The sequence below is a fragment of the Nocardia amikacinitolerans genome (assembly GCF_900215415.1).
Taxonomy (GTDB): domain Bacteria; phylum Actinomycetota; class Actinomycetes; order Mycobacteriales; family Mycobacteriaceae; genus Nocardia; species Nocardia amikacinitolerans.
Genome location: NZ_OBEG01000008.1, coordinates 153,764 through 172,076, shown reverse-complemented (window position 1 = coordinate 172,076; position 18,313 = coordinate 153,764). Strand labels below are relative to the sequence as shown.

Here is an 18,313-nt window from a genome sequence, read left to right as displayed (position 1 = left end):
CCGCCACCACGACGGCTCACGCGACCTGGACGCGCAGGTGGCAGACCACGGTGTCGGTCATCCGGCGCAGCTCGCGCTCGAGCTCGTCGCTGCGGTGGCTGGGCAGCACCCGGTCCCAGCCACCGGGCGGATCCACCTCGGCGACGACCACGACCTTGCGCCGCCCGGCGAAGTTCTCCCGCAGATAGCGGGCGACCGGCCCGCCGACGGTCGCGTCGCTGTCCTCCAGCAGCACCAGGCGCACCTCGGGATGCCACGCCTCCCACGCCTTGGTGAACGCCCGCACCGATTCGCCGGGCAGGCAGACGTGCACGGCGACGACGTCGGAGCCCATGGACAGCGCCGCCGACAGCGCCTCCCTGCTCAGCTCGGACACCTCGGAGATCGGCACCACGACGACCGTGCCGCTCGCCCGCGGCTGGGCCGGGATCGCGCCCGCGGCGCGGCAGTGGCCGATCCGGCGGTAGGTCGCGCGGACCCGCTGCATCGCGAACACCAGCGTGGGCAGCACCAGCACGATCAGCCACGCGCCCTCGGTGAACTTCATTGCGGTGGTGATCAGCGCGGCCGCGGTGGTGAGCAGCGCGCCGAACCCGTTGAGCGCGAGCCGCATTCGCCATCCCGCGCCCCTGGTCAGCCACCAGTGCCTGACCATGCCGACCTGGGCGATGGTGAACCCGACGAACACGCCGATGGCGAACAACGGCACCAGGGCGTTCATCGTGCCGCCCGCGCCGATCAGCAGCGCGGCAGCGCTCACGCCGAGGGTCAGCACGCCGTACCGGTAGACCTGACGCGGCGAGCTGACGGCGAATCGGTGCGGCAGGCAGTTGTCGTCGGCCAGAATCCTGGTCAGCGTCGGCAGCCCGCCGTAGGAGGTGTTGGCGGCCAGGGCGAGCAACACCACCGTCGCGAATTGCACGACGTAGTAACCGAATCCGTGGCCGAGCGCGGCCTCGGTGAGCTGCGAGAGCACCGTGACGCCCTCGACAGGGCGCAACGAGAACTTCTCGATCAGCACCGCGAGTCCGATCAACATCGTGCCGAGCAGCACGCCGAGCGCCACTTCCGCCCGCTGCGCCCGCCGCACCCTTGGCTCGGCGAAACTGGGCACCGCGTTCGCGATCGCCTCGACGCCGGTCAGCGCCGCGCATCCGCTGGAGAACGCCTTGAGCAGCAACAGGATTCCGAGGGTGTGCAAGTCGGTGGCCGCCGGGTCGCCCACGACCATCGAGGCCGGTTCGCCGCGCAGCAGGCCGCCCACGATCACCGCACCGATACCGCCGACGAACACGACGGTCGGCAGCATGAACGCTCGGGCGCTCTCGGTGATGCCGCGCAGGTTCAGTGCCGTGATGCCCACCAGCACCGCGAGACAGATCCACACCCGGTAGCCGTACAGCCCGGGGAACGCCGAGGTCAGCGCGGCGACGCCGGCGGCGATCGAGACCGCGACGTTGAGCACGTAGTCCACGATCAGCGAGGCGGCCGCGACCAGGCTGGTGCGGTGCCCGAGATGCCGTTTGGCCACCGCGTAGGCGCCGCCACCGTCGGGGAAGGCCGCGATCACCTGGCGGTAGGACGCGATCAGCACCGCGAGCAGGGCGACGATCGCCAGTGTCACAGGCAGCGTCGCGCCGAGCCCGGCGGCTCCCGCGGCGGCCAGCACCAGCACGATCGCCTCCGGACCGTAGGAGACCGAGGCCATGGCGTCGAGGGAGAGGCCGGCCAGTCCGGTCGGCACCGTCAACCCACGGCGGGGCAGGACATTCGTCCGTCCGCGCGGTGTGGCGGGGGAGTGCGGCACTACAGCAGTCACATCCGTGAGTGTCACCCTGGTTCCCGTCCGCCGAGGCCGCCGTTGACGCAACCTTGACGGCGACCGTGAGCGGGCACACAGCGCTGGGACTAATAAGCTCGGCGGGGTGAACGCATCATCGGTCGCCGCACCCGCCGCCGAGGCGCGGCAGACGCCGTCCCGGCCCACCATCGGTGTGCTGGCTTTGCAAGGCGATGTGCGCGAACACATCGCGGCGCTGGAGAAGTGCGGCGCGGAGCCGGTGCTGGTGCGGCGGGCGTCGGAGCTGGCCGCCGTGGACGGGCTGGTGCTGCCCGGTGGCGAGTCGACCGCGATCAGCAAGCTGCTGGAGGCGTTCGAGCTGCTCGAACCGCTGCGCGCGCGGCTGCGCGACGGCATGCCCGCCTTCGGTTCCTGCGCGGGCATGATCCTGCTCGCCTCCGAGGTGCTCGACACCCGGCCGGACGCCAAGCATCTGTCGGGCATCGATATGACGGTGCGCCGCAACGCCTTCGGACGCCAGGTCGACTCCTTCGAGACCGATCTGGATTTCGCGGGTCTGACCGACGGCCCCGTGCGCGCGGTCTTCATCCGCGCGCCGTGGGTCGAGCGGGTGGGCGCGGAGGTCGAGGTGCTCGCCACGGTGCCCTCCGGTCCGTTCGCGGGCCGCGTCGTCGCGGTGCGCCAGGGCAAGGTGCTCGCCACCTCCTTCCACCCCGAGGTGACGGGCGACCTGCGGGTGCACCGCATGTTCGTCGATCTGGTCCTCGCTGCGTAGTTCGCGCCGAACCCGCTGGTGAAACGGGTAATCGAGTACTCGCGTTTCGCCGCGCCGCGCGGTGGATCATCGCTGCCATCCGGGCGATCCCGACCGACCCGGGCGTGGTGGCGACACCACCGGACGAACGAAGCACGACAATGACCGAAGTCATCTCCGCACCCCGTGCGAACAACGAAGAGCCGGTGCCCGCCGAGGCACGGATCTGCAATCTGGTCCCCTCCCGCGACACCGAGCGGGATTGGACGTTCACCGACGCACTGTCCGTCGGCGCGCTCGGCGCCGTCACGGCACTGCCCAACTCGGTGGACCTGCGCCGCGACTGGTGGACCATCGGCGACCAGGAGGACACCGGGTCCTGCGTCGGCTGGGCGACCGGCGACGGACTGATGCGCTACCACCTGGTGACCGCGAGCAAACTGAACAGCGACCGCCGCGTCTCACCGCGGTTCGTATGGATGGCCTCCAAGGAGACCGACGCGTTCTTCCAGCGGCCGGAGACCTTCATCGAGGGCGCGGGCACCGAGCTCAAGTCGGCCGTCGAGGTCTGCAAGAAGTACGGCGTCGTCGAGGAATCGTTGCTGCCGTTCCACATCCAGACCAAGATGTACCGCGGCCAGGAGAACACCTTCTGGGCGCACGCGGCCACCCTGCGCATCGCCTCGTACTTCAACGTCGGCAAGAACCTCAACCAGTGGAAGACCGTGCTGGCCGACGGCCGCCCGATCCTCGCGGGGTTCATGGTGGACGACACCTGGGACAACGCCACCGCCAACGGGGGTTTCCTGGAGGACTTCGCGGCCGGCACCGAACGTGGCGGGCACGCCGTCGCCATCGTGGGCTACCTGCCGAGCGGGCACTTCATCGTCCGCAACAGCTGGGGCACCGCGTGGGGCGACAAGGGCTTCGCGTACGCGTCGCCGAAGTACATCAGGGGCGCGTTCTTCCCGGAGGCCTACGTGGTCTCGCTCTGAGGGGCTGGGGAGGATGCCGTCTCGACGGCGTCCATTAGGCTGGAGGAGTTGTCCGCTCGGTTGGCACGCGGCTCGATCCCTCCCCCGGGGCGCCGCCGTCCCCGGCGGTCACTCCCAGTGCAACCGACCTGAAGGAAGTAGGGAATGAGCGGCCACTCCAAATGGGCCACCACCAAGCACAAGAAGGCCGCGATCGACGCCAAGCGGGGCAAGCTCTTCGCGAAGCTGATCAAGAACATCGAGGTGGCGGCCCGCACGGGTGGCGGTGATCCGGATGGCAACCCGACGCTGTACGACGCCATCCAGAAGGCCAAGAAGTCGTCGGTCCCCAACGACAACATCGAGCGCGCCCGCAAGCGCGGTGGTGGTGAAGAGGCGGGCGGCGCCGACTGGCAGACCATCATGTACGAGGGCTACGGCCCCAACGGCGTCGCGGTGCTCATCGAGTGCCTCACCGACAACCGCAACCGCGCCGCCGGCGAGGTGCGCGTCGCGATGACCCGCAACGGCGGCAACATGGCCGACCCGGGCTCGGTGTCCTACCTGTTCCATCGCAAGGGCATCGTCACCCTGGAGAAGAACGGGCTGTCCGAGGACGACGTGCTGATGGCCGTGCTGGACGCGGGCGCCGAGGAGGTCAACGACCTCGGCGAGTCCTTCGAGATCATCAGTGATCCGAGCGATCTGATCGACGTGCGCAAGGCGCTGCAGGCGGCCGGAATCGACTACGACTCCGCCGAATCCGGCTTCCAGCCGTCGGTGTCGGTCGCGGTCGACGCCGAAGCGGCGCGCAAGGTGTTCAAGCTGGTCGACGCGCTAGAGGACAGCGACGACGTGCAGAACGTCTACACCAACGTGGACATCTCCGACGAGGTCCTCGCGCAGCTGGAAGACTGAGCCGGCCACACGGCGAGCCCCGGACCCGGTCCGGGGCTCGCCGTCGTTTCCGGGGTCAGGCGCCGAGTTGCGCGCGGTAGTAGTCGGCCATCGGCGGGTAGTAGTCGTCGAAGTTCGGCGGTTCGGCCCCCTCCCGCGCGGTGCCGAACAGGTCCAGGTAGTACTCCCAGCCCGGCCCGACCTGCGGCGCCTGCGCGACCTCGTCGTCGGTGCGCAGGTGGTGGGTGAAACGCAGTTCGGTGACGCCGTCGGTCTCGGTCAGCCGCACGTCGAGGATCCAGGATCCGTACTCGTCGATCGCGGAGACCGCCAGCCGGTGCGGCGGTTCGCAGGCGTCGATGGTCATCTCCATCCACGGTTGCTCGTCTTCGTGGACCATCTGCACCTGCACGGTGCGGCCCGGTCCCGCCTCGCCCTTCCACGGGCCGAACCAGCGCGCGGTGCGGTCCGATTCGGTGAGGCTCGCCCACACGTCCGCGATCGGGGCGCGGTAGGTCCTGGTCAGGACGAGATCGCGCCCTCGGTCGGCGGGCAGCAGGCGTCCGGTGGGTTGCTTGGTCATGCCGTGTTCTCCCTCGTCGTGCGATCTTCGGGAGCCTGCCTGCGCTCCCGGCGGGTGCGGTAGATCTCGGTTTCCAGTGCGTCGAGGCGCTGCGCCCAGCCCGCGGGCTGCTCGAAGCGCGCGATCCACCCGGCCAGTTCCGCGAGCGGTTCGGCGTTCAGCGCGTAGAAGCGCTGTCGGCCGACCGGTTCGTCGCGCACCAGCCCGCTCTCGCGCAGCACCCGCAGGTGTCTGCTTACCGCGGGCCTGCTGATCTCGAACCGCTCGGCGATCTCGCCCGCGGTCAGCCTGGCGCTGTGCAGCATCTCCAGGATTTCCCTGCGCACCGGATCGGCGATCGCCGCGGCCACCTCGTCCACGGGTAAAGCGTAACCACTTGGTTACGCATTTGTCCATGGATTCGCACACGGGTCGGGACGGGCGCCGACCGGTGGGTCGGCGGCCGTCGGTACACGGGGAAGGGGAACGGCAGCACGGCGATTCGCCAGCCGCCGGGATGGCGGGCGCCTACCGAATGCGCCCGGAAGGTATCCGTGGGCGACCGCTCGGCGGGTCGCTCACGCGAGAGGCCGCTTCGTTATTCGGCGACCTTCGTGCGGTCACACCACTCGTAGACGGTCAGGCGACCCGACTCGGTGTCGGCCTGCCGCTGGGTGACCTTGAAATGTTCGTAACCGCCCTTGAAGGGGATTTTGAGCTCGATTCCCGGAGGGGTGATCGGAACGACCCGCTCCGGCAAGTCCGCGGGCCCGCCTTCGAGGATGGCTTTCGCACCGTTGCTCATTGTCCGATGGTAGTTCCGGCGACGCCGCTGCCTCGGTATTTTCACCGGACCGTCGGGCGCGGAAGAATTCCCGGCATGGTCCGAATCGAGTTCGTGCGCGGCGACATCACCGAGCAGGCGGTCGACGCGGTGGTGAACGCGGCCAACTCCTCGTTGCTCGGCGGCGGGGGAGTCGACGGCGCCATCCATCGCAAAGGCGGTCCCGAGATCCTGTCCGAGTGTCGTGACCTGCGCGCTTCCCGCTACGGCAAGGGTCTGCCCACCGGAAAGGCGGTGGCAACCACGGCGGGCAGGCTGCCGGCGCGCTGGGTGGTGCACACCGTCGGCCCGGTCTGGTCGGCCACCGAGGACCGTTCCGAGTTGCTCGCCTCCTGCTACCGCGAATCCCTCCGGGTCGCCGACGAACTCGGCGCGCACACCGTCGCCTTCCCGGCCATCTCCACGGGCGTCTACGGCTGGCCGATCGAGGACGGCGCGCGCATCGCGGTCGAGACCGTCCGCGCGACCGAGACCGCGGTGCGGACCGTGCGCTTCGTGCTCTTCGACGAACGCGCCTACGCCGCCTTCGCCGAACACGCCTGAGGGCGGCATCCACCGTGTCGCTGGTGACCCGGTCCGCGGCGCTCCGTTAGACTCTCGAACAGTTGTTCGTGTCTGCGAGAGGGGAATTCGTGCGGGTGATGGGCGTCGACCCCGGGCTCACCCGGTGCGGCCTCAGCATCGTGGAGGGTGGGCTCGGTCGCAAAGTCACCGCGCTCGATGTCGATGTGGTGCGCACCCCCGCGGACATGGAACTGGCGCAGCGGTTGATGCGCGTCGCCGATGCCGCCGAGCACTGGATGGACACCCACCGGCCGGAGGCGGTCGCGATCGAGCGAGTGTTCGCCCAGCACAACGTGCGCACCGCGATGGGCACCGCGCAGGCGGGCGGCGTCATCGCGCTGGCGGCGGCGCGGCGCGGGATTGCGGTGGCCTTTCACACCCCGAGCGAGGTGAAGGCCGCGGTCACCGGCAACGGCACGGCGGACAAGGCGCAGGTGACCGCGATGGTCACCCGCATCCTCGGCCTGCAGGTCGCGCCCAGACCGGCCGACGCGGCTGATGCGCTCGCCCTGGCGATCTGTCATTGTTGGCGGGCGCCGCTGCTGGAGCGGATGGCCGCGGCCGAGGCCAAGGCGGCCGAGGCGCGGCGGCGCTACACCGAACGACTGGCGGAACAACGGAAGGCGGTGCGCGGGTGATCGCGTCGGTACGCGGCGAGGTGCTGGAGATCGCGCTCGACCACGCGGTGGTCGAGGCGGCGGGCGTCGGCTACCGGCTCAACGCGACCCCCTCGACGCTGGCCGCCCTGACGCGCGGCGAGGAAACCCGCCTCTACACGGCGATGATCGTCCGCGAGGACTCGATGACGCTGTACGGCTTCGCCGACACCGAGGCCCGCGACCTGTTCGGTCTGCTGCAGACGGTCTCCGGTGTCGGCCCGCGCCTGGCCATGGCGGTGCTCGCGGTGCTCGAGCCGGAGGCGCTGCGCAAGGCGCTGGCCGAGAGCAATGTCGCCGCGCTGACCAGGGTGCCCGGCATCGGCAAGCGCGGCGCCGAGCGCATGGTGGTGGAACTGCGCGACAAGGTGAATCTCGTTCCGGTGCAGGCGGGCCCGCCCGGCAGCGCGCCCGCTCCGGTGCTCACCCCGGTCCGCGAGCAGGTCGTGGAAGCGTTGACCGGGCTCGGCTTCCCCGCCAAACAGGCCGAGCAGGCGGTGGACACCGTGCTCGCCGACCAGCCCGCCGCCGACACCTCGATCGCGCTGCGCGCCGCGCTCTCCCTGCTCGGCAAGAACCGATAGGCCGTCATGGACCACGACGACACCGATGCGGCCGAATCCCCGGTCAGCGCAAGCTATTTGAAGTCCGACGGGGAGATCGAGGCGAGCCTGCGTCCGAAGTCGCTCGACGACTTCATCGGCCAGCCCCGGGTCCGCGAACAGCTCGCCCTGGTGCTGCGCGGCGCCAAACAGCGCGGCGGCACCCCCGACCACGTGCTGCTCTCCGGCCCGCCGGGCCTCGGCAAGACCAGCATGGCGATGATCATCGCCGCCGAACTGGGCACCGCGTTGCGCATCACCTCCGGCCCGGCGCTGGAGCGGGCCGGTGACCTGGCCGCCATGCTGAGCAATCTGGTCGAGGGCGACGTGCTGTTCATCGACGAGATCCACCGCATCGCGCGCCCCGCCGAGGAAATGCTCTACCTGGCCATGGAGGACTTCCGCGTCGACGTGGTGGTCGGCAAGGGGCCGGGCGCGACCTCGATCCCGCTCGACATCGCCCCCTTCACGCTGGTCGGCGCCACCACCCGGTCCGGAGCGCTGACCGGCCCGCTGCGCGATCGCTTCGGCTTCACCGGCCACATGGACTTCTACGAACCCGAGGAACTGCTGCGCATCCTGCTGCGCTCGGCGCACATCCTCGGCGTCGGCATCGAGACCGACGCGGCGGCGGAGATCGCGGGCCGCTCCCGCGGGACGCCCCGCATCGCGAACCGGCTGCTGCGCCGGGTCCGCGACTACGCCGAAGTGCGCGCGGACGGCCTGATCACCCGTCCCATCGCCAAGGCCGCGCTCGAGGTCTACGACGTGGACTCGCTCGGCCTCGACCGGCTGGACCGCGCCGTCCTCGGCGCACTGGTCCGCAGCTTCAACGGCGGACCGGTGGGCGTCTCGACCCTCGCGGTCGCGGTGGGGGAGGAGGCGGCCACGGTCGAGGAGGTCTGCGAGCCGTTCCTGGTGCGCGCCGGGATGGTGGCGCGGACACCGCGCGGTCGCGTCGCGACGGCCGCGGCCTGGGAGCATCTCGGCTTGGTGCCGCCGCCCGACCTGGTGTTCGGTTCGATCGAGGTGCGCGGCCGCGAACCGCACCCCACCCTGGACCTGTTCGACTGACCGGTTTTTCGCGTGCGCGGACACCGGACAGCAGGTGAACGTCCTGTCCACCGATGCCAGGTCCGCGCGAGCGGCGCGCTCGAGCACACGCCGATAGAGTCGGGACATGACGGTGGTCAATTCCGTGCTCTATCGCATCCCCGAGCCGTATCGCAGCAAGGCGATCGAGCACCGCGAACTGCTGAAGTTCGCCACGGTAGGCGCCATCACCTGGTTCATCGATACGGGCGTCGTCTACGCCACCAAACTGACGGTGCTCGGCGACAAGCCGCTGACCGCGCGCCTGCTCGGCGTGCTCATCGCCACCATCGCGTCCTACATCCTGAACCGGGAGTGGTCCTTCCGCACCAGGGGCGGCCGTCAGCGCCACCACGAGGCCGCGCTGTTCTTCGCGGTGAGCGCGCTCGGCATCGGCGTCACGATGATCCCGCAGGCGATCTCGCTGTACGTGCTCGATCTGCGGGTGCCGCACGTCGGACCGGTGACCCAGGCGGTGGCCAACTTCGTCACCGGCCAGATCCTCGGCGTGCTGCTGGCCATGGCCTTCCGGTTCTGGGCGCTGCGCCGCTTCGTCTTCCCTGACGACCTTCGCGAGGCCGAATTGCACAGCATCCAGGGCTGATTCGGCCTCGGAGCGGCCTCAGTGCTGCGCGTTCTCCAGCGCGGTGACCACCAGATCGAGGAAGGCGTCCACCTCGTCGCGCTGATATCCGCGGGTGCCGAGGCGCGCCTCGGTGAAGCGGACCGCGCGCACGTCGCCGACCGTGAGACTGCCGGGCCCGCCGTGCGCGAGGCTGGCGGCCACCAGGTCGAGGAAGGCGTCCACCTCCTCCTCGTGGTAGCCGCGGCGGCCGACGGAGGACTGGGTGAACCGCATCCGGTGCACGTCGTCGGGGGTGAGCAGGGGAGCGGGGCCGGGACCGTTGCCGCCCGCGGGCAGCGGACGCGTGCCGTTCTGCCGGTGTTCGAGTTCCGCGCGCACCCGGTCCAGGAATTCGTCCACCTGATCGGCCTGATAGCCGCGGCCGCCGAAGCGGGGCGCGCCGAAGGCGACGTGGCGGATGTCGTCGGCGGTCAGCGCGCCGTGACCGTCGAGGGTGGCGGCGACCAGTTCCATGAAGGCGTCGACCTCGTCGGCGTGATAGCCGCGATGGCCGAACGCGGGCACGGCGAAATGGATGCGGCTCACGTCCTCGGGGGTCATCATCCGCGACATTGTGTCAGGGTCGCCGCCCGGTTCCGGTCGAATGCCGGGATTTCGAACCGCGCGGTCTCGCGCGAACACGTCTCTTGCAAACACGAACGCCCCCATGCGAGCCAGTGCCGGTTTGTGCACCCACACTGTAGTCGCCGGGGGCGATTCGCACGGCGGGTCGTCAGTCCTTGCGCACGCCGTCGATGAGCAGGCGGCGGATCGCCTGATTCAGCCCCTGGGTCGCGGCCATGTCCGGGTCGCGCATGCCGTGGAGGACGGCGGCGAGCAGCATGCCCGTCACCGCGCGCGCGGTGTTGGCGGTGTCCAGATCGGCGCGCAGGTAACCCATTTCGACGCCGTGCTCGAGGTAGCCGGCGGTCAGCGCGTCCGCCGTGTCGAGCAGGCCGTAGAGCCGTGCGGTGAGTTCGTCGTCGATGCCGGTGGCGTGGAAGAGCAGCAGCTGCGGGATGCGGCGCTCCTCGATGAGGATGTGCGACAGCGCGGTGCCGATCCGCTCGAGCTGGGCGCGGTACTCGTCCAGCGAGCCCGCCGCGTCAGGGGCGTTCTGGGTGCCGAGCGCGTCGACGATGCGCGCGGACAGGTCGTCGATGACGTGATCGATGATGTCGCGCTTGTTGGCGAAGTACCGGTAGAAGGTGCCGTGCCCGATGCCCAGCTCGTTGGCGATGTCGGCGATGCCGGTGGCGTGATAGCCCTTCTCGGCGAAGCAGACGAACGCCGTGTCGATGATCTCCTGCCGCAATTCGGCCTTGCGTCGCTGGAGCGCGCTTCCGGCCGCCGACCGGGTCGCTCGGGTGGATGGCTTCGTCACCTTGCCGATGATACAGTCGTCACAAACGGAATGATGTGTCATTCCGTGACAACTGATTCACATCTTGGAGGTTCGACGTGGCGCCTCAGTACGACGCGGTCGTGGTTGGTGCGGGATTCGGTGGCATGGGCGCGGGCATCGAGCTCGACCGGCTCGGACTGAGCAATTACGTGATCCTGGAGCGCGAGAACGATCTCGGCGGCACCTGGCACGTCAACCACTACCCCGGCCTCGCGGTCGACATCGCCTCGGTGACCTACTCGTATTCGTTCGAGCCCAACCCCTACTGGTCGCGGCTGTTCGCGCCGGGCAGGGAGCTCAAGAAGTACGCCGAGCACGTCGCCGACAAGTACGGCCTGCGCCGCAGGATGCGCTTCGGCACGGTGGTGGACGGCGCCCGCTGGGACGAGGAGAACCAGCAGTGGGTGGTCTCGATCGCGGGCGGCGAGACCGTCACGGGCCGCTACCTGCTCACCGCGACCGGATTCCTCTCGCAGCCGTACACGCCGCCGTTCCCCGGCATCGAGTCGTTCGCGGGCAAGATCATCCACACCACCGCGTGGGAGGACGACTTCGACCTGACCGGCCGCCGCGCCGCGATCATCGGCACCGGCGCCACCGCCGTCCAGCTGGTGCCCGAGGTGGCCAAGAAGGCCGCGGCGCTGACCGTCTTCCAGCGCACCCCGATCTGGGTGGTGCCCAAGGTCGACGCGCCGATCCCGCCGTCGGTGCAGAAGCTGTTCGCCAAGGTGCCCGCCACCCAGAAGGCGGCGCGCATGGTCAACACCTCGATGCTCGAGGCGCTGATGGTGGTCGGCGTGCTGCACTTCAAGCAGGCGAAGATGATGAACAAGGGCGCGGGCCTGCTGGCCAAGGCGCATCTGCGGGCGCAGGTGCGCGACAAGAAGACCCGGCAGCAGCTCACCCCGCACTACGACTTCGGCTGCAAGCGGCCCACGTTCTCCAACCACTACTTCAAGACCTTCAACGCGCCGCACGTGCGGCTGGAGACGAACTCGATCGACCACGTCGAGGCCGACGGCATCGTCACCGCCGACGGGCACAAGACCGAGATCGACACCCTGATCCTGGCCACCGGCTTCAACCTGTGGGACGTGAACTTCCCGGCCGTGGAGATCATCGGCCGGGACGGGGTGAACCTCGGAAAGTTCTGGCGGGACAACCGTTTCCAGGCCTACGAGGGCATCACGGTGCCGAAGTTCCCGAACTTCCTGAGCCTCAACAGCCCGTACTCCTACAGCGGTCTGTCCTACTTCACCACCATCGAGGCGCAGATGAAGCACATGGGCAGGCTCTTCGGCGAGCTGTTCCGGCGCGGCGAGACCACCTTCGAGGTGACCGAGGCGGCCAACGCGCGCTTCCTGGACACCGTCACCGACAAGCTCGGGTCCTCGGTGCTCTACGGCGGCGACTGCGCGAGCGCGCGCAGCTACTACTTCAACCAGCACGGCGAGGCGGCGCTGCTGCGCCCGAACAGCACCGTCAGCACGCACCGCAAGGCGGTGAGCTTCCCGCTCGACGACTACGTCTACGGGGTGTCGGCCTGATCCTCGCGTTCGCCCCGCGACCGGAAAACGCCTGGTCGCGGGGCTTTCGTGGGCCGGGACCTGGTGGTCGTCCCGCCGGGTCGTCGGCGTTGGAGGACGTCCGCCGACGTGCCGCGCGCCGCTCGAGACGGCCCGAGTGGCGCACGTCAAGGGTGTGCCGGTGTGGCAGTGCCGACAACAGCTGGCAGACTGTGGTGGTACTTGTCCATCCCACCCACAAGACAGGGACTGACTTCGACGATGGAACTTCTGTTTCCGCTGCTACTGGTAGCCCTGCTCGTGCCGATGTTCCTCGGCGTCCGCCGCCAGAAGCGGGAGGCCGAGAAGGTCGCGGCCATGCAGGACAACCTGAAGATCGGCGACGCGGTAACCACTACGTCGGGTCTGTGGGGCACTGTTGTCGACCTCGACGACGAGACGGTCGACCTGGAGATCGCCGAGGACGTCGTGACCACTTGGTTGCGCCAGGCGATCCGTGAGGTCCGCACCGTCGACGAGACGACCGCCGACGAGTCCGGCACCGACGAGACCCCGGCGGCCACCGCCGAGGAAACGCCGGAGCAGACCGAGACCCGGCTGACCAAGGACTGACGTCGGCTGCGCCACGACCGCACGCCGGACGCTGTAGCGTTCGGCGGCGCACGCGTGTGCGCGCCTGATCCACCCTCGACTTCCCGCCTAGGAGATACGAACTGTGCCACCTTCCCAGGGATCGGCGCATCCGCTCCGGTTGCTCGGTGTCTACGCCGCGCTGCTGGCCGTGATCTATGCGTTGGTGTTCTTCACCGGTGACAAGTCCCCGACCCCCAAGCTCGGCATCGATCTGCAGGGCGGCACCAGGGTCACGCTGACCGCCCGCACCCCGGACGGCAGCAAGCCGAGCCAGGACAGCCTGCAGAAGGCGCAGGAGATCATCGAGAACCGCGTCAACGGTCTCGGCGTCTCCGGCTCCGAGGTGGCCATCGAGGGCGACAACATCGTGATCACGGTGCCCGGCGACGACGGCCAGCAGGCCCGCGCGCTCGCCACCACCGCCAAGCTCTACATCCGTCCGGTGCTGCAGGCCGTGCCGAAGGGCGCGACGATCCCGCAGACGCCGCCCGCCCAGGTGCCCGTGCCCGACGCAGGTCAGCAGGTCCCGACCGACGGGCCCGCCCCCGAGGCGCCCGCGCCGGAGGCGCCCCCGCAGGAGCCGCCCGCCGAGGACGCGCCGGCGCCGCAGCAGCGCGTCTTCCCCGCGCAGGCGCCCACCGAGCCGGCCGACCCGACCCTGACCCCGCAGGAAGAGGCGCAGCGCGAGATCGCGGCGGCCAAGGCGACCAGGCAGAGCACCGACCCGGCCACCCAGCAGGCCGCGATGGCCGCGCTGGACTGCACCAAGGCGGACCCGCTCGCGGGCAACGACGACCCGAACCTGCCGCTGGTCACCTGCTCGCAGGACGGCACCGAGGTCTTCCTGCTCGACAAGAGCCGCATCGACGGCCAGGAGATCAAGAACGCGGTCGCCAACCTCGATCAGCAGCAGTCGCGCTGGGTGGTCGACCTGGAGTTCAAGTCGACCGGTAGCGACGCGTGGGCCGACCTGACCGGCGAGTACCTCTACAAGCGCGTCGCGTTCACCCTCGACTCCAAGGTGGTCAGCGCGCCGCAGGTCCAGGCGGGTCCGCAGCTCGGCGGCACCACCCAGATCTCGGGCTCGTTCACCGCAACCACCTCCAAGGAACTGGCGAACACGCTGAAGTACGGTTCGCTGCCGCTGTCGTTCCAGACCTCCGAGGCCGAGACCGTCTCGGCGACCCTCGGTCTGTCGTCGCTGCGCGCCGGTCTGATCGCTGGCGCGATCGGTCTGGCCATCGTGCTGCTGTACTGCCTGGTCTACTACCGCATGCTCGGCTTCCTGACGGGCCTGTCGCTGATCGCCTCCGGCTTGGCCGTCTACGGCATCATGGTGCTGCTCGGCCGCTGGATCGGCTTCACCCTCGACCTGGCGGGCATCGCGGGTCTGATCATCGGTATCGGTATGACCGCTGACTCGTTCGTGGTCTTCTTCGAACGCATCAAGGACGAGATGCGCGAGGGCCGCAGCTTCCGTTCGGCGGTGCCGCGCGGTTGGCAGCGCGCCCGCCGCACCATCCTGTCCGGTAACGCGGTGAGCTTCATCGCCGCCGCGGTGCTCTACTGGCTCGCGGCCGGACAGGTCAAGGGCTTCGCGTTCACCCTCGGCCTCACCACCATCCTCGACGTGGTGGTCGTGTTCCTGGTCACCGCGCCGCTGGTGCTGCTGGCCTCGCGGAGTGCGTTCTGGTCGAAACCGTCGATCAACGGCCTCGGCGCGATCCAAGAGGTCGCGCGCGAGCGCCGTGCCGCAGAAGCCGCAGTCGCAGAAGGCGTGAGGACGCGATGACCAACAGCCAGACCAGCCCCTCGCTGCGCAAGGACGCCGAACGGCCCTTCGACGACTACGCCTACGGGCAGGCCGCGTCCGAGCACGGCTTCTTCAACCGGCTCTACACCGGAACCGGCGCGATCGACGTCATCGGCCGCAGGCGCATGTGGTACGCGATCACGGCCGTGATCATGCTTATCTCGTTGGGCAGCATCCTGTTCCGCGGGTTCAACTTCGGCATCGACTTCGAGGGCGGCTCCCGCATCCAGTTCCCCGCGGGCGACGCCACCACCTCCCAGGTGGAGGCCGTGTACCACGAGGCGATCGGCACCGACCCGGTCTCCGTGCAGACCGTCGGCACCGGCTCGACCGCGACGATGCTGATCCGCTCCGAAGCGCTCGACGTGCAGCAGGTCGACAAGCTCAACGGCGCGCTGTTCGAGGAGTTCAAGCCCCTCGACAAGAACGGCAACCCGAGCCGGGCCGCGATCAGCACCTCGGACGTCAGCGAGACATGGGGCAGCCAGATCACCGAGAAGGCACTGCGGGCGCTCGCGGTGTTCCTGGTGATCGTCTCGATCTACATCGCCGTCCGCTTCGAACGCGACATGGCGATCGCCGCGCTCGCCGCGCTGGTCTTCGACGTCGTGGTCACCGCGGGCGTGTACTCGCTGGTCGGCTTCGAGGTCACCCCCGCGACCGTGATCGGCATCCTGACGATCCTCGGCTTCTCGCTCTACGACTCGGTCGTCGTGTTCGACAAGGTCGAGGAGAACACCAGGGGTATCTTGCATCTGAGCCGCCGCACCTACGGTGAGCAGGCCAACCTGGCCGTGAACCAGACGCTGATGCGCTCGATCAACACCGCGCTCATCGGCATCCTGCCCATCGTCGGCCTGATGGTGATCGCGGTGTGGATGCTCGGCGTCGGCACCCTCAAGGACCTCGCGCTCGTGCAGCTGGTCGGTCTGCTGGTCGGCACCTACTCGTCGATCTTCTTCGCCACCCCGCTGCTCGTCTCGATCAAGGAGCGCTGGGGTCCGGTGGCGGCGCACACCAAGAAGGTGCAGGCCAAGCGCTCCGGGATCGCCGCCGCGCGGGCGGGCGCTGCCGCCGAACAGCGCGTGGTCGCCGCGACCGGTCGCGGCTTGCCCGACGCCCCGGCCCGGCGGTACCGGGAAGCAGGCCAGGCGCCCCGCCCTGGCGCACGGCCCTCCGGAAAGCGACAGAAGAAGAGGCACTGACCAACCGACGGTTAGGGGTTTCGTTCGATGCGACAGCCACGCAGCGTTGCGGTACGTCTGATCGGAGCGGTCGCCGCGAGCGCCCTCGCCGCCGGAACGGCGGCCGGGTGCTCCGGTCAGAACCAGGTGCCCTCCATCGGGTACGCGGTCGACGCCGTGATCGCCAGCTACAACGGCGGAAGCACGCTCGGCGCGAGCAGCGGCTCGGCGGCGGTGTTCCAGCGCGTGCTCACCGGGTTCTTCTACACCGGACCCGACGGGCAGCAGGTCGCCGACACCGATTTCGGCACCGCCAAGGAGGTGCCCGGCGAGTCCCAGACCATCCAGTACCGGCTCAACCCCGACGGCGTGTACTCCGACGGTGTGCCGACCTCCTGTGACGATCTGGTGCTGACCTGGGCCGCGCACAGCGGGCGCTTCACCAAGCCCGACGGCGGCTCGCTGTTCGACGCCGCCGACACCGCGGGCTACGCGGACATCGAGCGGGTCGAGTGTCAGCCCGGTTCCAAGGACGCCACCGTGGTGTTCCGCCCGGACCGGCGGTTCGGTCCGTGGCGAGAGCTGTTCACCGCGGGCGAGGTGATGCCCGCCCATGTCGCCGCGCGGGTGGCCAGCGTGCCGAACGTGGTGTCGGCCGTGCAGTCCGGCGATCTCGGTGCGGTGCAGCGGCTGGCCGACTTCTGGAACACCGGCTGGACCATCGGCGCGGAGAAGCTCGATCTGTCGCGGTTCCCGTCCTCGGGTCCGTACCGGATCGAATCCTTCAGCGCGAAGGACGGTCTCGTGCTGATCGCCAACGAGCGGTGGTGGGGCAACAAGGCCGAGACCGGGCGCATCGTGGTGTTCGACAAGACCGCCGACCTGAAGACCAAGGTCGCCGACAACGCCGTGAGCGTGGTCGACGTGGGCGCGAACTCGGTGCCGGACCTCGATCTGGGCGGCTTCTCGGCGAAGACCGTGCCGGGCCGCGGCGCCGAGCAGCTGGTGCTGGCCACCGACGGCGTGTTCGGCTCGGTGGAGGCGCGCCGCGCCTTCGCGCTCTGCGTACCGCGCCAGGCCCTGTTCGACACGCTGGGCAAGGCCGCCGACGTGCCGGCCACCGGACTCGGCGCCGGACCACTGAATTCCCGTACCACGCAGCAGGATTCGCTGTTCTACGCGGCCACGACCGGGGCCGCCGAGCGATACCGCGGCAGCGACATCCGGGCGGCCACCGCCACGCTCGCCTCGGCGCGCGCGGCGAATCCGACGATCCGCATCGGCTATGTGGCCCCCGACGAGCGCCGCGCCAAGACCGTGCAGATGATCGCCGAGGCGTGCAAACCCGCGGGCATCGGCGTGGTGGACGCGGGCGCGCCCGACTTCCGCCCCGGCCAGCTCGCCGAGGGCCGCGTCGACGCCGTGCTGACGAGCACCGCTGGCGCGCCTGGCCCGGCCGGTTCGCTGACCGGCGTGGCCGCGACCAGCGCGTTGCGCACCGGCAACGGGCTCAATTTCGGACGATTCGGGAACGGCCGCTACGATGCGATCACCGATCAGCTTGCGGCCGACGACAACTCGGCCGCGCAGCTGGGTCTGCTGACCGAGGCCGAGAACCTGTTGTGGTCGGAGATGCCGAGCATTCCCCTGTTCGCCACTCCGCGCACGATCGCTTTCGGCGACGGTCTGCGCAACGGTGTGGCCGGTCCCACCCAGGGTGGCACCGGCTGGAACATGGACCGCTGGGTGTTGCGGCGGTGACAGGTGTTGGTGGGTGAGTGATCATGGAGAGGTGTCGATGAGTAAGCACGCGGCGGTCGAGTCCGACGAGATTGTCGCCGAGCGGACCGCCAAGGCGGCCGAGCTGGTCGAACGCCTGACCCGCTGGCGCGACGATTTCCCGACGCCCGGCGTCCGCTTCGCCGATCTCACCCCCGTGTTCGCCGATCCCGAGGGTTTCCGCGCGGTCATCGACTGCCTCGCCGCCTGCGCGCCGGACGCGGATCTGGTCGCAGGCGTGGACGCCCGCGGCTTCCTGCTCGGCGCGGGCGTCGCCGCCACCCTCGGCACCGGTGTCCTCGCCGTGCGCAAGGCGGGCAAGCTGCCGCCGCCCGTGCTCAAGCGCGAATACAGCCTCGAGTACGGTACCGCCGCGCTGGAGATCCCCGGTGACGGCGTCGACCTGGCGGGTCGCCGGGTGCTGCTGCTCGACGACGTGCTCGCCACCGGCGGCACGCTGGCCGCGGCCGCGGAGCTGTTCCGCGCGGCGGGCGCCGAGATCGTCTCGGCGGCGGTCGTTCTCGAGCTGAGCTTCCTGGAAGGCCGCAGCCGCCAGGGCGACTACCCGCTGACTTCCATCGTCCGGGTCTGAACCCGGGGCG

20 protein-coding genes are annotated in these 18,313 nt (G+C 69.7%); 14 read left to right on the top strand and 6 right to left on the bottom strand.

Annotation, left to right across the window (positions count from 1 at the left end):
* Positions 1-16 precede the first annotated feature (16 nt).
* On the bottom strand, positions 17-1,708 hold the full coding sequence (locus CRP45_RS30090; protein WP_097248131.1) for an APC family permease: 1,692 nt from the start codon (positions 1,706-1,708) through the stop codon (positions 17-19).
* Between the two features lie 217 nt (positions 1,709-1,925).
* Between CRP45_RS30090 and pdxT the strand changes: the two genes are divergently transcribed.
* The 3 genes from pdxT to CRP45_RS30075 all read left to right on the top strand — a co-directional run bounded on the left by pdxT (position 1,926) and on the right by CRP45_RS30075 (position 4,447).
* A complete protein-coding gene (pdxT, locus tag CRP45_RS30085) occupies positions 1,926-2,576 on the top strand; it encodes a pyridoxal 5'-phosphate synthase glutaminase subunit PdxT (protein WP_097248036.1) in 651 nt (216 codons plus the stop codon).
* 140 nt (positions 2,577-2,716) lie between these two features.
* Positions 2,717-3,550 (top strand): C1 family peptidase, encoded by an 834-nt coding sequence (locus CRP45_RS30080; RefSeq protein WP_097248035.1) that lies wholly within the window; start codon positions 2,717-2,719, stop codon positions 3,548-3,550.
* A gap of 144 nt (positions 3,551-3,694) precedes the next feature.
* A complete protein-coding gene (locus tag CRP45_RS30075; RefSeq protein ID WP_067779825.1) occupies positions 3,695-4,447 on the top strand; it encodes a YebC/PmpR family DNA-binding transcriptional regulator in 753 nt (250 codons plus the stop codon).
* 55 nt (positions 4,448-4,502) lie between these two features.
* On the opposite strand, the gene CRP45_RS30070 is transcribed toward CRP45_RS30075, so the two are convergent.
* The 3 genes from CRP45_RS30070 to CRP45_RS30060 form a co-directional block, all read right to left on the bottom strand.
* The gene (locus tag CRP45_RS30070; protein ID WP_067779828.1) at positions 4,503-5,009 is read right to left on the bottom strand and encodes an SRPBCC family protein; all 507 of its coding nucleotides are present in this window, start codon (positions 5,007-5,009) and stop codon (positions 4,503-4,505) included.
* Entirely contained in the window at positions 5,006-5,368 is a 363-nt protein-coding gene (locus CRP45_RS30065; RefSeq protein ID WP_097248034.1) for a metalloregulator ArsR/SmtB family transcription factor, read from the bottom strand. The genes CRP45_RS30070 and CRP45_RS30065 overlap by 4 nt, the downstream gene beginning before the upstream one ends.
* A 218-nt stretch (positions 5,369-5,586) precedes the next feature.
* Complete coding sequence (locus CRP45_RS30060) at positions 5,587-5,793, bottom strand: DUF5988 family protein (RefSeq protein ID WP_067779834.1); 207 nt, start codon at positions 5,791-5,793, stop codon at positions 5,587-5,589.
* 75 nt (positions 5,794-5,868) lie between these two features.
* Between CRP45_RS30060 and CRP45_RS30055 the strand changes: the two genes are divergently transcribed.
* From CRP45_RS30055 to CRP45_RS30035, 5 genes are all read left to right on the top strand, one after another.
* The gene (locus CRP45_RS30055; RefSeq protein WP_097248033.1) at positions 5,869-6,375 is read left to right on the top strand and encodes an O-acetyl-ADP-ribose deacetylase; all 507 of its coding nucleotides are present in this window, start codon (positions 5,869-5,871) and stop codon (positions 6,373-6,375) included.
* Between the two features lie 89 nt (positions 6,376-6,464).
* A complete protein-coding gene (ruvC, locus tag CRP45_RS30050) occupies positions 6,465-7,034 on the top strand; it encodes a crossover junction endodeoxyribonuclease RuvC (protein ID WP_097248032.1) in 570 nt (189 codons plus the stop codon).
* Positions 7,031-7,636, top strand: a complete 606-nt coding sequence (gene ruvA, locus CRP45_RS30045; protein ID WP_097248031.1) for a Holliday junction branch migration protein RuvA — start codon at positions 7,031-7,033, stop codon at positions 7,634-7,636. The genes ruvC and ruvA overlap by 4 nt, the downstream gene beginning before the upstream one ends.
* A gap of 6 nt (positions 7,637-7,642) precedes the next feature.
* The gene (gene ruvB / locus CRP45_RS30040) at positions 7,643-8,728 is read left to right on the top strand and encodes a Holliday junction branch migration DNA helicase RuvB (RefSeq protein WP_067779846.1); all 1,086 of its coding nucleotides are present in this window, start codon (positions 7,643-7,645) and stop codon (positions 8,726-8,728) included.
* Positions 8,729-8,834: 106 nt separating this feature from the next.
* Entirely contained in the window at positions 8,835-9,350 is a 516-nt protein-coding gene (locus tag CRP45_RS30035; RefSeq protein ID WP_067779849.1) for a GtrA family protein, read from the top strand.
* Between the two features lie 18 nt (positions 9,351-9,368).
* Here the strand turns inward: CRP45_RS30035 and CRP45_RS35020 are convergent, their stop codons facing one another.
* Both CRP45_RS35020 and CRP45_RS30025 read right to left on the bottom strand, forming a co-directional pair.
* Positions 9,369-9,935, bottom strand: a complete 567-nt coding sequence (locus CRP45_RS35020; RefSeq protein WP_281256227.1) for a DivIVA domain-containing protein — start codon at positions 9,933-9,935, stop codon at positions 9,369-9,371.
* Between the two features lie 169 nt (positions 9,936-10,104).
* Complete coding sequence (locus tag CRP45_RS30025; RefSeq protein ID WP_372509847.1) at positions 10,105-10,755, bottom strand: TetR/AcrR family transcriptional regulator; 651 nt, start codon at positions 10,753-10,755, stop codon at positions 10,105-10,107.
* 77 nt (positions 10,756-10,832) lie between these two features.
* Here CRP45_RS30025 and CRP45_RS30020 point away from each other — a divergent pair, with 77 nt between their 5' ends.
* The 6 genes from CRP45_RS30020 (at position 10,833) to CRP45_RS29995 (ending at position 18,303) form a co-directional block, all read left to right on the top strand.
* A complete protein-coding gene (locus tag CRP45_RS30020) occupies positions 10,833-12,323 on the top strand; it encodes a flavin-containing monooxygenase (protein WP_097248029.1) in 1,491 nt (496 codons plus the stop codon).
* Positions 12,324-12,563: 240 nt separating this feature from the next.
* Positions 12,564-12,914, top strand: coding sequence for a preprotein translocase subunit YajC (gene yajC, locus CRP45_RS30015; protein WP_097248028.1), 351 nt, complete (start codon positions 12,564-12,566; stop codon positions 12,912-12,914).
* Between the two features lie 103 nt (positions 12,915-13,017).
* Positions 13,018-14,727: a protein translocase subunit SecD gene (secD, locus tag CRP45_RS30010; protein ID WP_097248027.1), complete on the top strand. Its 1,710-nt coding sequence runs from the start codon at positions 13,018-13,020 to the stop codon at positions 14,725-14,727.
* On the top strand, positions 14,724-15,953 hold the full coding sequence (gene secF, locus CRP45_RS30005; protein WP_097248026.1) for a protein translocase subunit SecF: 1,230 nt from the start codon (positions 14,724-14,726) through the stop codon (positions 15,951-15,953). Before secD ends, secF begins: the two co-directional genes overlap by 4 nt.
* Positions 15,954-15,980: 27 nt before the next feature.
* Entirely contained in the window at positions 15,981-17,693 is a 1,713-nt protein-coding gene (locus CRP45_RS30000; RefSeq protein ID WP_097248025.1) for an ABC transporter substrate-binding protein, read from the top strand.
* Between the two features lie 37 nt (positions 17,694-17,730).
* Positions 17,731-18,303, top strand: a complete 573-nt coding sequence (locus CRP45_RS29995; protein WP_097248024.1) for an adenine phosphoribosyltransferase — start codon at positions 17,731-17,733, stop codon at positions 18,301-18,303.
* Positions 18,304-18,313: the final 10 nt, after the last annotated feature.

What these genes read in the sequence shown, in the direction of transcription:
- CRP45_RS30090 (WP_097248131.1), bottom strand. Translation starts at nt 1,708, where the DNA reads ATGGCCTCGGTCTCCTACGGTCCGGAGGCGATCGTGCTGGTGCTGGCC.
- CRP45_RS30080 (WP_097248035.1), top strand. Translation starts at nt 2,717, where the DNA reads ATGACCGAAGTCATCTCCGCACCCCGTGCGAACAACGAAGAGCCGGTG.
- CRP45_RS30075 (WP_067779825.1), top strand. Translation starts at nt 3,695, where the DNA reads ATGAGCGGCCACTCCAAATGGGCCACCACCAAGCACAAGAAGGCCGCG.
- CRP45_RS30070 (WP_067779828.1), bottom strand. Translation starts at nt 5,009, where the DNA reads ATGACCAAGCAACCCACCGGACGCCTGCTGCCCGCCGACCGAGGGCGC.
- CRP45_RS30060 (WP_067779834.1), bottom strand. Translation starts at nt 5,793, where the DNA reads ATGAGCAACGGTGCGAAAGCCATCCTCGAAGGCGGGCCCGCGGACTTG.
- CRP45_RS30055 (WP_097248033.1), top strand. Translation starts at nt 5,869, where the DNA reads ATGGTCCGAATCGAGTTCGTGCGCGGCGACATCACCGAGCAGGCGGTC.
- ruvB (WP_067779846.1), top strand. Translation starts at nt 7,643, where the DNA reads ATGGACCACGACGACACCGATGCGGCCGAATCCCCGGTCAGCGCAAGC.
- CRP45_RS30035 (WP_067779849.1), top strand. Translation starts at nt 8,835, where the DNA reads ATGACGGTGGTCAATTCCGTGCTCTATCGCATCCCCGAGCCGTATCGC.
- CRP45_RS35020 (WP_281256227.1), bottom strand. Translation starts at nt 9,935, where the DNA reads ATGATGACCCCCGAGGACGTGAGCCGCATCCATTTCGCCGTGCCCGCG.
- yajC (WP_097248028.1), top strand. Translation starts at nt 12,564, where the DNA reads ATGGAACTTCTGTTTCCGCTGCTACTGGTAGCCCTGCTCGTGCCGATG.
- secF (WP_097248026.1), top strand. Translation starts at nt 14,724, where the DNA reads ATGACCAACAGCCAGACCAGCCCCTCGCTGCGCAAGGACGCCGAACGG.
- CRP45_RS30000 (WP_097248025.1), top strand. Translation starts at nt 15,981, where the DNA reads ATGCGACAGCCACGCAGCGTTGCGGTACGTCTGATCGGAGCGGTCGCC.
- CRP45_RS29995 (WP_097248024.1), top strand. Translation starts at nt 17,731, where the DNA reads ATGAGTAAGCACGCGGCGGTCGAGTCCGACGAGATTGTCGCCGAGCGG.